Raw genomic sequence first — 13220 nt, 5'->3', positions numbered from 1 at the left:
CCGGCCTGAGCCGGCGCCCCCCGCGATCAGTCCGACGTCACCACGTCGACGTCGAGCCCGGCGGCCCGGTGCCGGTCGGCCCACTGGCCGATCGCCTCGCGGCACGCCTGGTCGAGGTGCCGCAGGCCGGTGAGGTCGAGCTGGACGTGCTTGGTCAGCGGGATCCGCTCCAGCGCGGCGAGCAGCCGGGGCAGCCGCAGGAACGTGGCGTTGCCCCGCAGCACCACCAGCTCGTCGTCCTCGCCGAGCGGGCTGACCGTGACGCTGAGCCGCGAGACGTCCCACGCGGTCTTGGCGACGGCGGCGCCCAGACCGACGAGCGTGCCGGTCAGCAGGTCCGTGCCGACGATGAGACCGGCGGTCAGGATCAGCACCGCGCCCTCGGCCCGGTCGACGCGCAGCGTGCCCGCCACGTTCTTGAGCGCCAGCAGCTTCCACCCGGAGTGGACCAGCAGCCCGGCGAGCACCGCGACCGGGATGAGCCCCAGCACGCCGGGGAACAGCACGACGAACAGCAGCAGCCACACGCCGTGCAGCACCCGTGAGGCCTTCGTGCGGGCACCGGCCTGCACGTTGGCGGCGCTGCGGACGATGACGGCGGTCATCGGCAGGGCGCCGACGAGACCGCACAGCGTGTTGCCCACGCCCTGCGCCACCAGCTCGCGGTTGTAGTGCGTGCGCGGACCCGTGTGCATCCGGTCCACGGCCGCCGCGCTGAACAGGCTCTCCGCGGACGACACCAGCGCGAAGACCAGCGCCGCGCCGAGCACACCGGTGTTGAGCACCGACAGGTCCGGCAACCGCAGCTCCGCGGCCAGGTTCCCCACGGTGATCCGCGGCACGTCGAGTCCCGCCACGACGGCGACCGCGCTCGCGACCACGACACCGACGAGCACGCCGGGCACCGCGCGCACCCGAGGAGGCATGCGCTGCCACAGCACGGTGATGACGACCGTCAGCAGGCCGACGCCGAGGGCGCTGAGGCCGGCGGTGGTGGTCACGGCGTTCGCGGCCAGCGCGGGCAGCCCGGCGACCTTGTCCCACGTGGTGCGCGGCTGGGTGCCGCCCATCAGCGGGTAGAGCTGGCCGAGCATCAGCACGAGCCCGATGCCCGCGAGCATGCCCTGCACGACCGCCGGGGAGATCGCGCGGAACCACGTGCCGCAGCGCAGCACGCCGAGCAGTAACTGGACCAGGCCGGCGCCGAGCACGATGACGCCGAGCGCGCCGATGCCGTGCTGGGCGACGGTGTCCGCGACCAGGACGGTGAGCCCGGCCGCCGGTCCGCTGACCTGCATGGTGCTGCCGGGCAACAGGCCGACGACGATGCCGCCGATCACACCGGTGACGATGCCGAGCTCGGCGGGCACGCCGGAGGCGACGGCGACGCCGACGCACAGCGGCAGGGCGACGAGGAAGACGACGACCGAGGCCGCCAGGTCCTTGCCGAAGGTGACCGGACGGCGGGAGCCGCCGCTGCCCTGGTCGCTGGGACGGTTGGCGAGTGCGATCACGGTGCTCCCCCTCACAGCGGCCGGAACTCGGGCGCGGTGTGCACCACGCCCGTCTCGATGTCGTAGAACCAGCCGTGCACCCGCAGCTCGCCCTGGTCGACCCGGTCGCGGACGAACGGGTACTCCAGCAACGTGCTCAGCTGCTTCAGCACGTGCCGCTGGCCTTCCTCGCGCAGGGCCGGATCGGGCTTGCGCGCGGGCGTTTCCGTGCGGCCGTGCGCGGTGAGCCACCGCCGCATCGTGGGCAGGTGACCGATGTCGGCGCCGTGCAGCCCGCTGACCGCACCGCAGTGCGAGTGACCGCACACGACCACCTCGGACACCCCGAGCTGCACGACGGCGAACTCGATCGTGGCCATCTCGCTCGACGGCGAGTCGAGGACGTACGGCGGCACGACGTTGCCCGCCGTGCGCAGCTCGAAGAGGCTGCCCGCCTCGGCGCCGGTGATCTGGCTGGGCACGACCCTGGAGTCCGCGCACGTCACGAACAACGCGGTGGGCTGCTGACCGGCGGCAAGCCGGGCTCCCGCGGACACGGGCCGGCGGGCCGAGTGCTCACGGGCGCGCTCGACCAGGAGTTGGAACTTCATGGATTCCTCACTGTGCGGTTGTTCGGAGTTTCTCGGCGATCAGCGCCGATCAGTTCCGGAACACCTGCAGAGCGGGAGGTCTCAGCAGTCTGGTGAGGTGTTCGGTGCGCTCGGGCACGTCGAGCTCGACGACCGGCTCGTGCACCACGTGTGTCCACACTGGACCGTTGACGCGGCGGACGACGAAGCGCGCGCGGTACAGCACGCCGCGGGCGAGCTTGGTGCTCGCCTCGCTCTTCTTGCGCTGGAGGTTCTTCCTTCTTGTCGTCCGGCAGCGGGATCCGGTTGTGGGAACTGGTCGCCGGAGCGGACGACGAGGCAGCGGCGACCGCGGCCTCCACCGGGGCCACGAGAAACGCCAGGGCGAGCACTGTCGCGATGACGATTCCGCGCACGAACTCCCTTTCGACGGCTACGGGCCCGATCGTATCGGTGTTCGTGATCACCGCGCCAGGGGCAAGATCACTTGATCGGACCACGCGTTCTCCCGAGGAAGTTCCGCGTTTTTCGCAGGGAGGTCAGGGTTGCAGTCGCACGGACGTCCAGCCGCGGTCGGTGAGGTCGTAGCGCAGCCGCCGGTGCAGTCCGTCCGGGCTGCTCTGCCAGAACTCCGCCTCGGTGATCACGAGGTGGTGCGCGACCCAGGAGCGCGGCCGGGGCAGCGGCATCCGCTGCCTGCCGCGGGCGCGGATGAGCAACGACTTCTGGTCGGTCAGCGGCTCGCTCTGCGCACTGGTCGCCGACATCGCCCTCGCCGCCGCGGGCCGTTGCCGCCACAGCACGTCCGCGAGCCCCGCGTCGGCCGGTTCGACGTGGCCGCCGAAGGTGATCTGCTGGTTCGTCTCCCGCCAGTACGTGACGCCGGACCACTGCCGCGTCTGGCCGATCTCGCGGCCCTTGCGGCTGGTCGCGTGGGTGGCGATCACGAGCCCGCGGTGGGTGATCCGGTGCACGTGCACGGTGCGGCTCGACGGGCGGCCGTTCTCCGCGACGGTGCTCAGCGCGATCGCGTGCGGCTCGTCGACGTCCCGCGCGACGGCCAGTGCGAACCAGTCGCGCAGCAGCGGGATCGGGCCGGGCGGCGGAACCGTGAACTCCGGCCCGATGTAGATGTGCCGGACGTTCACGGTCATGCCGGTGCTCCTCTGGTCGAACGCTCGCGTCACATGGTCGAAAGATCAACACCGGTGCGCAATGCGTGCGACGAGGAGGAACGTCCGAAAGAAGCGGAGGATCAGGTGGGGATGCCGCCGCGGTTGATGGTGGGCACCTCGATGCCGAGCGACCGCAGCTGGTTGAACGGGTTCATGAACTCGCGCTGGCGGACGATGCGCCCGTCGCGGAAGTCGAACGAGTGCAGGAAGTGGTTGCGGTAGATCCCCGGCTCGTAACCGGGGTAGCGGATCTCGCCCTCGCCGTCGCACTCGGCCCAGAACCGGTCGGGGTCCTGGGTCTCGAAGACCTCGACGTTGAACCACTTCCAGTCGGGGAACATCTGCAACGACCACTCGCCGTGCGCCTTGAGCTTCTCGTGCCCCTGCGACACGATCGGGTCCGGCGTGTCGGCGGTGTAGAGCCCGGCGCTGCCGTCCTCGGTGAACAGCAGGTACCTGGTGAGCCTGTTCTCGCCGTACCGGCTGAGGTAGTCCTCGACCACCGCCCGGTTGTGCCGCCGCTGTGCTGCCGCGTCCGTGAACGTCATGCGGCCACCGTCGCCGCACGGCCGTTTCCGCGTCAAGCGAGCGTCCAACTGGGACGGTGTGCAGTTGGACAACCGGTTCCGCCGCCGCCGCGGCCGCGAATATGGTGCGGCACATGCACGATTACGTGGTGGTCGACGTCTTCACCGACACCCCGCTGCGGGGCAACCCGGTCGCGGTCTTCCTGGACGCCGCCGACCTGCCGGCCTCGCGGATGCAGGAGATCGCCCGCGAGACCAACCTCTCCGAGACGACCTTCGTGCTGCCGCCGCAGGACGACGGCGACGTGCGGGTGCGGATCTTCACGCCGGTCAACGAGCTGCCGTTCGCCGGTCACCCCACCCTCGGCACGGCGATCGCGCTGGGCGACACGGTGTCCGGTGACCTGCTGCGGATGGAAACGCACATGGGCACGATCCCGTTCCGGCTCCACCGCGTCGACGGCCGGGTCGTCTCGGCGCGGATGCGACAGCCGAACCCGACGTGGGAACCGTACGCCCAGACCGATGATCTGCTTGCCGCGCTGGGACTTTCGGAGTCGACGCTGCCGATCGAGGTGTACCGCAACGGGCCGCGGCACGTGTACGTCGGCCTGCCCGACGTCGCCGCGCTGTCCGCGGTGGTACCCGACCAGCGCGCGTTGGCCGGCCATCTGGACGTGGCGGTCAACTGCTTCGCCGGCTCCGGAACGCATTGGCGGACGCGGATGTTCTCGCCGGCCTACGGGGTGGCGGAGGACGCGGCCACCGGCTCGGCGGCCGGTCCGCTGGCCGTGCACCTGATCCGGCACGGCCTGCTGCGGCCCGGCGAGGAGATCGAGATCCGGCAGGGCGTCGAGATGGGGCGGCCTTCCACGATGTACGCGGTCGCGCGCGGCACCCGCGAGGTGATCGACGAGGTGGAGGCCGCCGGCTCGGCCGTGGTGGTCGCGCGAGGCGTCTTCCACGTGTGAGACTTCGAGTGGTTGTGGCTGCCTGAGCCGCCACAACCACTCGAAGCTAGGGCTGGAGGCGTTGGGCGGTCCAGCCGGCGCCGGTGTGGCGGTAGTGCAGGCGCCGGTACAGCGCGTCCGGGCTGCTCTGCCAGAACTCCACCTCGGTGAGCACCAGCTCGTAGGCGAGCCAGGTCGACGGCCGCACCAGCGGCCCGCCCGCGGTGGCCAGCAGCACGGCCTGCTCCAGCAGTTCCTCTTCCCGCACCAGGGGATGGCTCTGCCTGGTCGCGATCGACATGGCGTTGGACGACACCGGGCGAGGTGCCCAGAGTTCCTCGGCGACGGCCTCGTCCGCGGGTTCGGCCCGCCCGCCGAACGTGACCTGCTGATTGGTCTCCCGCCAGTACAGCACGCCTGAGCACCGGCCGGTCTGGCCGATCTCCCTGCCCTTGCGGCTGCCCGCGTGCGTGGCGAAGAGCAGGCCGCGGTCGGTGATCCGGCTGATCTGGATCATCCGGGACGACGGCGTGCCGTCGGCGGCGACGGTGGCGAGCGCGGTCGCACCGGGTTCGCGGACCCCGTGCGCGACGGCTTGGGCGAACCAGTCCCGCAGCAGTGCCACGGGATCGGCGGGCGGGCGGGTGAACTCGGGGCCGATGCTCTTGTACTGGACGTTCACAGCCACGGTGTCGCTCCTCGGGTACCGGTCACGAAAGCCTCGACGTCGAAGGTGAGCCGCATCGGTGCCGGGACGCCGATCAGCTCCGCCGCGCGGTTGGGCGGCAGCGCCTGCCGTGCGGCCGCATCGGACTCGAAGACCATCACGGCACCCCACCGGGAGCCGTCGGAGATCCAGAACTTCGCGACCAGGCCGGCCACCGCGGCCCACGCCTGGACGCCTTCCTGCCACAGGGAGTCCCGCAGTGCGGCGACGTCGCGGTCGCCTTCCAGGTCCCACCACGCGATCACGGCTTTCACGGCACCCGCACCTCCGACACCCGCAGCACCGTCGCGAGCAACCTGCCCAGGATGGCCGGGCCGTCGGCGGTCAGCACGGACTCCGGGTGGAACTGCACCGACGCGAAACCGTTGCCGCGCAACGCGTGCACCTCGCCCGTGTCCGCGTCCCGGCTGATCTCGACCGGACCGGTGGCGTGGTCGAGGTGGTCGTGGCCGCTGCGCGCGGCGAAGGTGTTGTAGAAACCGACCACCTCCTGGCGGCCGAACAGCGGGATCCGCCGTTGCTCGCCCTGGCTCGGCAGGTCGCGCCGGACCAGTTCGAACCCGAGCACCCGGCACAGCACCTGGTGGCTCAGGCACACCGCGAGGAACGGCGTTTTCCGCCGCAGCAACGACCGCACGGCGCCGCGCAGGTGCGCGATCTTGGGGTGGTCGGTCTCGCGCGGATCACCCGGTCCCGGCCCGAGCACGACGACGTCGTGGTCCGAGATCGAGTAGTCCTCGTCGAACCGGCGCACCGTCACGTCCAGGCCCAGCGCCCGCAGCTGCTGCGCGATCATCGACGTGAACGTGTCCTCGGCATCGACCACCAGCGCGCGTCTGCCGACGAGCGCGTCGTAGGCCCGCGGGGCGGGGCCGGCGAACCAGTAGGCGCCGAGCCGGGTGTTGCGGCGGTGCAACGCCGCCCGCACCTCGGGGTGCTCCTGCCAGCTCCGGTGGCGTTCGGTCAGCGCGCCGAGCAGTGTGGCGAGCTTGACGCGGGTCTCCGCCACCTCCGAGACCGGGTCGGAGTGGCGCACCAGCGTGGCGCCGACGCCGATCTGGAGACCGCCGGACGGGTCGATCTCGGCGGTCCGGATGAGGATGGCCGAGTCCATCGTCTGCCTGCCGGTGGCGTCGCGGCCGATGAGCGCCGCGACACCACCGTAGTAGCCACGACCGGCCCGCTCGTGGCGGGCGATGACGCGGCAGGCGTTCTCCACGGGACTGCCCGTCACCGTGGGGGCGAAAAGGGTCTCGCGCAGCACGTCCCGCACGTCACCGCCGGTGTGACCCTCGATGAAGTACTCGGTGTGCGCGAGCCGGGCCATCTCCTTGAGCCTGGGGCCGACCACCCGCACGCGGTCGCAGATGCGCGACATCATCTTGAGCTCCTCGTCGAGGACCATGTAGAGCTCGTCGGTCTCCTTGTGGTCGGCGAGGAAGTCGAGCACGCCCGACAGCGTCGGCCCGGCCGGCGGGTACCGGTACGTGCCGCTGATCGGGTTCATCGTCACGAGTCCGTCGTCGAGGCTCACGTGGCGTTCCGGGGTGGCGCCGACGAACGTGCGGTCACCGGTGTGCACCAGGAAGGTCCAGTAGGCACCGGCCTCCTGCTCGCACAGCCGGCGGAAGAACGTGAAGGCCTGCTCGGGACCGTAGTCCTCGATCTCGGCCAGGAACGACCGCCGGATCACGAAGTTCGCGCCCTCGCCGGCACCGATCCCGTCGGCCACGACGCGGCGCACCAGTTCGGCGTAGGCGCTGTCGTCGACGTCGAAACGCGTGCCGGACAAGGAGATCGGCACGTCGGGCAGCCGTTCGAGCACGTCCGCCTTCGGCAGCACCTCGTGGTCGCGCACCCGCAGCACGATCAGCGGCGCGCCGTCGTCCACGCACTCGAGGCCGCGTTCGGCGACCTGGCGGTGGGGGATCAGCGCGAGCGTCCGCGGTCCGGCCAGGCCCGGGTCCCCGACGTCGATGTCGGCCAGCGAAGCGACCACCGACACCTCACCGGTGAGGACCTCCAGCTGCGCCCGGCCGGTCGTGTGCGGCCGGTGCAGGATCGCGAACGGGAGCTCTGGGCGCGCCAGCACCCGGTCCAGGCCGTCGCTCACCGCAGCACCTCCTCGGATGTCAGGACGACCGCGCAGCAGGAGGCCGCGTACTGCAGCGCCATCCGGTGCTTCTCGGCCGAGAAGTCGGCGACGGCGTCGGCGACCAGGAACGTCTCGATGTCGTTGCTGAACGCCTCGACGGCGCTCATCAGCACGCCGATGTGCGCGTACACCCCGCAGACCACGAGCTGGTCCCGTCCGGCCGCCCGCATCCGGTCGAGCAGGTCGGAGCGGAAGAAGGCGCTGTAGCGCCACTTCGTGAACAACCAGTCGCCCGGCTGCGGCGTGAGCGGCTCGACCACCTCGCGGTCGACCGGGTCGACGCGCATCCCGGGACCCCAGAAGTCCTTCAGCAGCCCCCGGTCGGCGACCGACATGGCACCGGGCTGGGCGGTGTAGGCGACGGGCACGCCCTCGGCGCGGCACCGGTCGCGCATCGCCGCGACATTGGCCGTCAGCTGCCGTGCCGTGTCCGCCGCGAACGGGCGCAGGAAGTAGCGCTGCATGTCGTGAATCAGCAGCACCGCGCGGGCCGGGTCGATCTTCCACCCCGCCACGGGCTCGGGCAGGTCGTCCCTGCCGGGCAACGGGTACGCGGGAATGGCGGGGATTCCGGTCATGCGGCACCTTCCGAGTGGAGTTCTTGATCGAGCCGATCCGCGAGCACCTGCCACGCGGCGGCGCTCTGCCTGGCGAGCTCGGCGAGGCCGGGCCGGCAGTGCGCGGGCACGTCGCGGGCGATCTCCGCCCACGCGGCCCTGGTGCGGAGGTCGAGGAACAGCAGCCGCAACAGCACCCGGCCGTTGTGGCTCAGCCGCATCGACGGGTCGTCGCGCAGCCACCGCAGCAGGTCCGCGACCCCGCTCCGGCGTGCCGGGGCCTGCGGGCGGGGTGAACCGCCCCGCAGCTCGGCGCGCACGGCACGGGCGGTCTCCGGGGAGATGCCGACCGCCTTGGCGACCTGGCGCAGCGACAGGTGCGGGTGTTCGGCCATCAGTTCGCGGGCGCGTCGGCGTCGCTCGGCGCTGTTCGTCGGCCGGACGCGACCGTCGCGCCCGATCCTGGCGCCGGCGTCGCCGCCGATCCTGCCGCGCACGCCGGCCACGGCCCTGGCCGGCAGTCCGGTGATCGAGCTGATCATCCGGTCCGACCACTGTGGACATTGCCGCACCAGGCGTTCAGCTGCTGCTGTTGGGTCCGATTCGTGCACGGTTCCGCCTTCGACGGGCATCAAGAGTGGCTCAAGCTTCGAAAGTTGCCGTCCGGCAGGCAATCCGCGCGGTGATGAGGTTTGTCCTCAAGAAACCAGTTCACGAACTGAGACGTCCGAATAGTGCGGGGATTGTTCCGGTGCCCGAGTGCGCGGGATGGACGGTGGGTCAGACTCGGGTTCGCCCAGGAAGGGGAATGGACGTGAAGAATGACCTGAAAGCCGCCCAGGAAGTGGTCGAGCTGATCACCGGCGGGTGGCGCGCTCAGTGCGTCTACACCGCGGCCAAGCTGGACATCCCGACCCTGGTCGACTCCGGTTGCGCCACGGACGAGGAACTGGCCGCCGCCACCGGATCCGAAGTGGACGGAATTCACCGGTTGATGCGCCTGCTGGTCGCGTTGCGCGTGTTCGAGGGCGACGGCACGACGGGCTACCGCAACACGGCCGTGAGCGCGCTGTTGAAGGACACGCCGAACTCGCTGCGGGACATGTGCCTGCTCTACGGCGAGGAGTTCTACACGGCGTGGGCGTTCGCCAAGGAGTCGATCACGACCGTCACCGCGGGTTTCGAGCTCGCCTTCGGTGAACCGCTCTACCAGCACCTCGGGCAGAACCCCGAGCTGTCCGAACGCTTCCAGCTGGCGATGAAGGCGGGCAACCTCTTCTTCGACTTCGTGCCGGACGCGATCGACCTGTCCGGCAGGACGTTCGTCGACGTCGGCGCCGGGCCCGGCCAGCTCACCGCCGCCATTCTCGGCGCCGTTCCGGACGCCCGCGCGAAGGTGCTGGACCGTCCGCACGTCATCGAGGTCGCCAGGGAGAACCTCGCCGCGAGCGTCGGGCTCGACCGGGTCGAGCTGGTCGGCGGCGACATGGTCGAGGAGGTGCCGGCCGGCGGTGACGTGTACTTCCTGTGCCGCGTGCTCGCCGGGTGGAGCGACGAGGCCGTCGTGCGGGTGTTCTCGAACTGCGCCAAGGCGATGTCGGGACCGGACGCCAGGCTGGTGATCCTCGACCGCGTGGTCGTCGACGACCACCCGACGGTCCTGCCCTCGATGTGGGACCTGCACCTGCTGATGACCAACGGCGGCCGGCACCGCAGCCTCGCCGACTACACCACTCTGCTGGAGCGGGCCGGGTTCGCGGTGGAACGCGTCGCCGAGCTGCCCGCCGAGACCACCGCCATCGTCGCGGCGCGCTAGGCGGGCGCGATGTGCGGGATCACCGGCTGGGTGGCGTTCGACGCCGACCTGCGGACCAGTGCCGGCGTCGTGGCCGCGATGACCGCGACCATGGACCGGCGCGGCCCGGACGAGTCGGGCACCTGGATCCGCCGGCACGTGGCGCTGGGGCACCGGCGGCTCTCGATCATCGACCTCGCGGGCGGCAAACAGCCCATGACCGCGGCCACGCCCGCCGGCGAGGTCGCCATCGTCTACAGCGGTGAGGCGTACAACTTCCGCGAACTGCGCGAGGAGCTGCGCCGCCGCGGCCACCGGTTCCTGACGTCGAGCGACACCGAGGTCGTGCTGCGCGGCTACCTGGAGTGGGGCGACGGGGTCGCCGAGCGGCTGAACGGGATGTTCGCGTTCGCGGTCTGGGACTCCCGCGACGAGAAGCTGGTGCTGGTCCGCGACCGGCTCGGCGTGAAGCCGCTGTACTGCTACCCGACCCCGGACGGGATCGTGTTCGGCTCGGAGCCGAAGGCGATCCTGGCCAACCCCGCGGTGCCGCGGGTCGTCGACCTCGACGGCCTGCGCGAGCTCGTCGCGTTCACCATGACGCCGAAATGGGCGCTGTGGAAGGGAATGCGCGAGGTCGAACCGGGCACCGTGCTGACCGTCGACCGGGCCGGTGTGCGGGAACGGGTGTACTGGCGGCTGGAGACCGGCGCCCACCCCGACGAGCTGGACGGCACGGTCGCCACCGTGCAGTCACTGCTGACCGACACCGTCGCCCGCCAGCTCGTGGCGGACGTCCCGCTCTGCGTGCTGCTCTCCGGCGGCCTGGACTCCAGCGCGGTCACCGGCCTCGCCGCCGCGCACCTGGCCGAGGCCGGCGAGAAGGTGCGGACGTTCTCCGTGGACTTCGCGGGCCGGGAGGAGACGTTCCACGCCGACGAGGCCCGCACCACCCCGGACACGCCGTACATCCGTGACGTGGTGGCCGCCGTCGGCGCACACCACGAGTTCGTCACGCTCGACGCGTCTCCGTTGACCGACCCGGCGCTGCGCCGTGAGGTGATCCGGGCGCGCGACCTGCCCATCGGGTTCGGCGAGATGGACACCTCGTTGTTGTTGCTGTTCCAGGCCATCCGCCGCGAGTCGACGGTGGCGCTGTCCGGCGAGGCGGCCGACGAGGTCTTCGGCGGTTACCGCTGGTTCCACGACCAGGAGGTCGTGCGCACCGCGGGCTTCCCGTGGCTGGTGTACCCCAGCGCGATGAGCGGTGACCGGGCCGCCGTGATGTCGCCCGACGTGCGCTCGCGACTCGACATCACGGCCTACACGGCCGACCAGTACGCCACCGCGGTCGCCCAGGTCGAGCATCTGCCCGGTGACAGCGCGGTCGAACGCCGCATGCGCACGATCTCGCACCTGCACCTCACCCGGTTCGTGCGGATGATGCTGGACCGCAAGGACAGGATCTCGATGGCGGCAGGCCTGGAGGTCCGCGTGCCGTTCTGCGACCACCGCCTCGTCGAGTACGTCTACCGCGCGCCGTGGCGGATGAAGTCCTTCGACGGCAGGGAGAAGAGCCTGCTGCGGCACGCGGTGCCGCACGTGCTGCCGAGGTCGGTCCGCCATCGGCTCAAGGCCTCCTATCCGTCCACTCAGGACCCGTCGTACAACGTCGAGCTGCAGCGGCAGGCCCGTGAGGTGCTGGCCGACCGGCAGCACCCCGTCGCCGCGCTGATCGACCACGCGTGGCTGCGTTCGGCGATCGCGATGGACCCGGCGGCCACGCCCGCCTCCGTGCGGCGGGGCGTCGACCGGGTGCTGGACCTCTACCACTGGTTCGAGCTCTACCGGCCGTCGGTCGAGCTCGGCTGACCGTGCAGAACGAAAGGTTGCTGAAGATGAATCGCAAGTGGGCTGCGAGCCTGGTCGCCGCGGCCGTGGTGTCCGCGGGCACCGTGGTGCTGACCTCGGGTTCGGCCTCGGCCGCCGCCACCTGCAACGCACCGGAGTACAAGTCCTGCGTGGGCGTCCAGTACCGGACGTCGCACGTGCAGAGCATCCGCGTGGACGGCCGATGCCTGATCGGCCGGTCCGGCAGGCACTCGACGGTCTACGTCGACGACGTGGTCGACGTCTTCCCGGACGTCCAGACCTACGGCGGCACCCGGTGCGAGAGCAACACCCACAACGTGGCCTCTGTTCGCTGGGGCTCCGAGGAAGCCGACGGCTACCGCTGGGTGACGATCTCCTAAGTTCGAGGAAGGCGTGCAGAAGATGGATCGCAGGATTTGGTTCGCGGGCGCGGCGATCGTGATGTCCGCGGGAACGCCGGCGCTGACCGCGGGGCCGGCCTCGGCCGCGACCTGCCAGGCCCAGCCGTTCTCGTCGTGTGTGGCCGTGTCGTACCAGACGTCGCAGGTGAAGAGCATCCGCGTGAACGGGCGATGCCTGATCGGCCCATCGGGTCAGCACCCGAACGTCATCATCGGTCATGACGAAACGCCGTTCGTGCAGACCTACGGCGGCGCGAGGTGCGAGGGCAACACGGAGAACCGCGCGCGGGTCAACATCGGCGGTGAGGACGCGAACCGCTACCGCTGGATCTGGGTCTCGTGACGGTGAATCCCAGGAAGGCGTCGCTCGGGGGCGTGGTCGCCGCGATGTCGGCCGTGCGGAGCATCCAGGTGAACGGACGTTGCCTCACCGGCCAGGGCGGGCACCCGGAGGCGACCGTCGACCGCACGAGCGCGCCTGCCGTGCAGGCGTACGGCGGGACGGTCTGTCAGAGTGGCACACGCGTCGCCGCGAGTACCCGGTGGGGTGATCCGGACGCTCAGGGATGTCGCCGGGTCCGGATTTCCTGACCGGATACGAGTTCGGCGCCGGCACGGGTTCCGTGCCGGCGCCGAATTTCGTGGGCAGCGCTGTCAGTTGCTGTTGCACTGCCACTTCATGAACCAGGCCCAGCTCCCGTCACCACGGGGAAAGCCCGCGAGGTCCACCGGCTGGGTGTCGCGAGCCCGGAACCCGTACAGCGCGACGCACCGCTTGTCGGCCCTGGGCTTCGATTCCGCCGCGGCGGAGTTCCAGTCGGGCCGCTGCGGGGACCGGGAGCTCAGCTCGACGTCGAACCGAACGGAGTCGGCGCTTGCGGGCGCCGCCCCGAGCGCGACTCCGGCGCCTGCAGCCAGCACGAGTGCGACCGCGGTCGCGCGCGCCGTCCTGCCGAAGTTGGTGTGCACAGCTACCTC

16 protein-coding genes are annotated in these 13220 nt (G+C 71.0%); 5 read left to right on the top strand and 11 right to left on the bottom strand.

What is annotated here, in order from left to right:
* Nucleotides 1-26 precede the first annotated feature (26 nt).
* The 5 genes from ACWEIJ_RS21335 to ACWEIJ_RS21315 all read right to left on the bottom strand — a co-directional run bounded on the left by ACWEIJ_RS21335 (nucleotide 27) and on the right by ACWEIJ_RS21315 (nucleotide 3806).
* On the bottom strand, nucleotides 27-1514 hold the full coding sequence (locus ACWEIJ_RS21335; RefSeq protein WP_449838926.1) for a SulP family inorganic anion transporter: 1488 nt from the start codon (nucleotides 1512-1514) through the stop codon (nucleotides 27-29).
* Nucleotides 1515-1525: 11 nt separating this feature from the next.
* A complete protein-coding gene (locus ACWEIJ_RS21330; RefSeq protein WP_449838925.1) occupies nucleotides 1526-2104 on the bottom strand; it encodes a carbonic anhydrase in 579 nt (192 codons plus the stop codon).
* A gap of 49 nt (nucleotides 2105-2153) precedes the next feature.
* Nucleotides 2154-2309, bottom strand: a complete 156-nt coding sequence (locus ACWEIJ_RS21325; protein WP_449838924.1) for a hypothetical protein — start codon at nucleotides 2307-2309, stop codon at nucleotides 2154-2156.
* Nucleotides 2310-2622: 313 nt separating this feature from the next.
* Nucleotides 2623-3237 (bottom strand): pyridoxal 5'-phosphate synthase, encoded by a 615-nt coding sequence (locus ACWEIJ_RS21320; protein ID WP_449838923.1) that lies wholly within the window; start codon nucleotides 3235-3237, stop codon nucleotides 2623-2625.
* Between the two features lie 101 nt (nucleotides 3238-3338).
* Nucleotides 3339-3806, bottom strand: coding sequence for a PhzA/PhzB family protein (locus tag ACWEIJ_RS21315; RefSeq protein WP_449838922.1), 468 nt, complete (start codon nucleotides 3804-3806; stop codon nucleotides 3339-3341).
* 113 nt (nucleotides 3807-3919) lie between these two features.
* Between ACWEIJ_RS21315 and ACWEIJ_RS21310 the strand changes: the two genes are divergently transcribed.
* Nucleotides 3920-4756 (top strand): PhzF family phenazine biosynthesis protein, encoded by an 837-nt coding sequence (locus ACWEIJ_RS21310; RefSeq protein WP_449838921.1) that lies wholly within the window; start codon nucleotides 3920-3922, stop codon nucleotides 4754-4756.
* A gap of 46 nt (nucleotides 4757-4802) precedes the next feature.
* On the opposite strand, the gene ACWEIJ_RS21305 is transcribed toward ACWEIJ_RS21310, so the two are convergent.
* The 5 genes from ACWEIJ_RS21305 to ACWEIJ_RS21285 are packed head-to-tail and all read right to left on the bottom strand — an operon-like array spanning nucleotide 4803 to nucleotide 8716.
* Nucleotides 4803-5423, bottom strand: a complete 621-nt coding sequence (locus ACWEIJ_RS21305; protein ID WP_449838920.1) for a pyridoxal 5'-phosphate synthase — start codon at nucleotides 5421-5423, stop codon at nucleotides 4803-4805.
* Entirely contained in the window at nucleotides 5414-5716 is a 303-nt protein-coding gene (locus ACWEIJ_RS21300; RefSeq protein WP_449838919.1) for a hypothetical protein, read from the bottom strand. Before ACWEIJ_RS21300 ends, ACWEIJ_RS21305 begins: the two co-directional genes overlap by 10 nt.
* Entirely contained in the window at nucleotides 5713-7575 is a 1863-nt protein-coding gene (locus tag ACWEIJ_RS21295; RefSeq protein WP_449838918.1) for an anthranilate synthase family protein, read from the bottom strand. The genes ACWEIJ_RS21300 and ACWEIJ_RS21295 overlap by 4 nt, the downstream gene beginning before the upstream one ends.
* Nucleotides 7572-8195 carry an isochorismatase family protein gene (locus ACWEIJ_RS21290; protein ID WP_449838917.1) on the bottom strand — a complete coding sequence of 208 codons (624 nt, stop codon included), beginning with the start codon at nucleotides 8193-8195 and terminating at the stop codon, nucleotides 7572-7574. The genes ACWEIJ_RS21295 and ACWEIJ_RS21290 overlap by 4 nt, the downstream gene beginning before the upstream one ends.
* The gene (locus ACWEIJ_RS21285; protein ID WP_449838916.1) at nucleotides 8192-8716 is read right to left on the bottom strand and encodes a hypothetical protein; all 525 of its coding nucleotides are present in this window, start codon (nucleotides 8714-8716) and stop codon (nucleotides 8192-8194) included. Before ACWEIJ_RS21285 ends, ACWEIJ_RS21290 begins: the two co-directional genes overlap by 4 nt.
* A gap of 272 nt (nucleotides 8717-8988) precedes the next feature.
* Between ACWEIJ_RS21285 and ACWEIJ_RS21280 the strand changes: the two genes are divergently transcribed.
* Genes ACWEIJ_RS21280 through ACWEIJ_RS21265 form a run of 4 tightly spaced genes read left to right on the top strand, consistent with a single transcriptional unit; the run spans nucleotide 8989 to nucleotide 12585 of the window.
* Nucleotides 8989-9990: a methyltransferase gene (locus ACWEIJ_RS21280; protein ID WP_449838915.1), complete on the top strand. Its 1002-nt coding sequence runs from the start codon at nucleotides 8989-8991 to the stop codon at nucleotides 9988-9990.
* Nucleotides 9991-9999: 9 nt separating this feature from the next.
* Nucleotides 10000-11841: an asparagine synthase (glutamine-hydrolyzing) gene (gene asnB / locus ACWEIJ_RS21275; protein WP_449838914.1), complete on the top strand. Its 1842-nt coding sequence runs from the start codon at nucleotides 10000-10002 to the stop codon at nucleotides 11839-11841.
* 26 nt (nucleotides 11842-11867) lie between these two features.
* On the top strand, nucleotides 11868-12221 hold the full coding sequence (locus ACWEIJ_RS21270) for a hypothetical protein (protein ID WP_449838913.1): 354 nt from the start codon (nucleotides 11868-11870) through the stop codon (nucleotides 12219-12221).
* A gap of 22 nt (nucleotides 12222-12243) precedes the next feature.
* Nucleotides 12244-12585: a hypothetical protein gene (locus ACWEIJ_RS21265; RefSeq protein ID WP_449838912.1), complete on the top strand. Its 342-nt coding sequence runs from the start codon at nucleotides 12244-12246 to the stop codon at nucleotides 12583-12585.
* Nucleotides 12586-12896: 311 nt separating this feature from the next.
* Here ACWEIJ_RS21265 and ACWEIJ_RS21260 read toward each other — a convergent pair whose 3' ends face one another.
* Nucleotides 12897-13211 (bottom strand): hypothetical protein, encoded by a 315-nt coding sequence (locus tag ACWEIJ_RS21260; protein ID WP_449838911.1) that lies wholly within the window; start codon nucleotides 13209-13211, stop codon nucleotides 12897-12899.
* Between the last annotated feature and the right edge of the window lie 9 nt (nucleotides 13212-13220).

This window comes from Lentzea sp. NPDC004789, from assembly GCF_053601075.1.
Note: the sequence above shows the minus strand (reverse complement) of the source record. Positions and strands in the feature narration are given on the sequence as shown.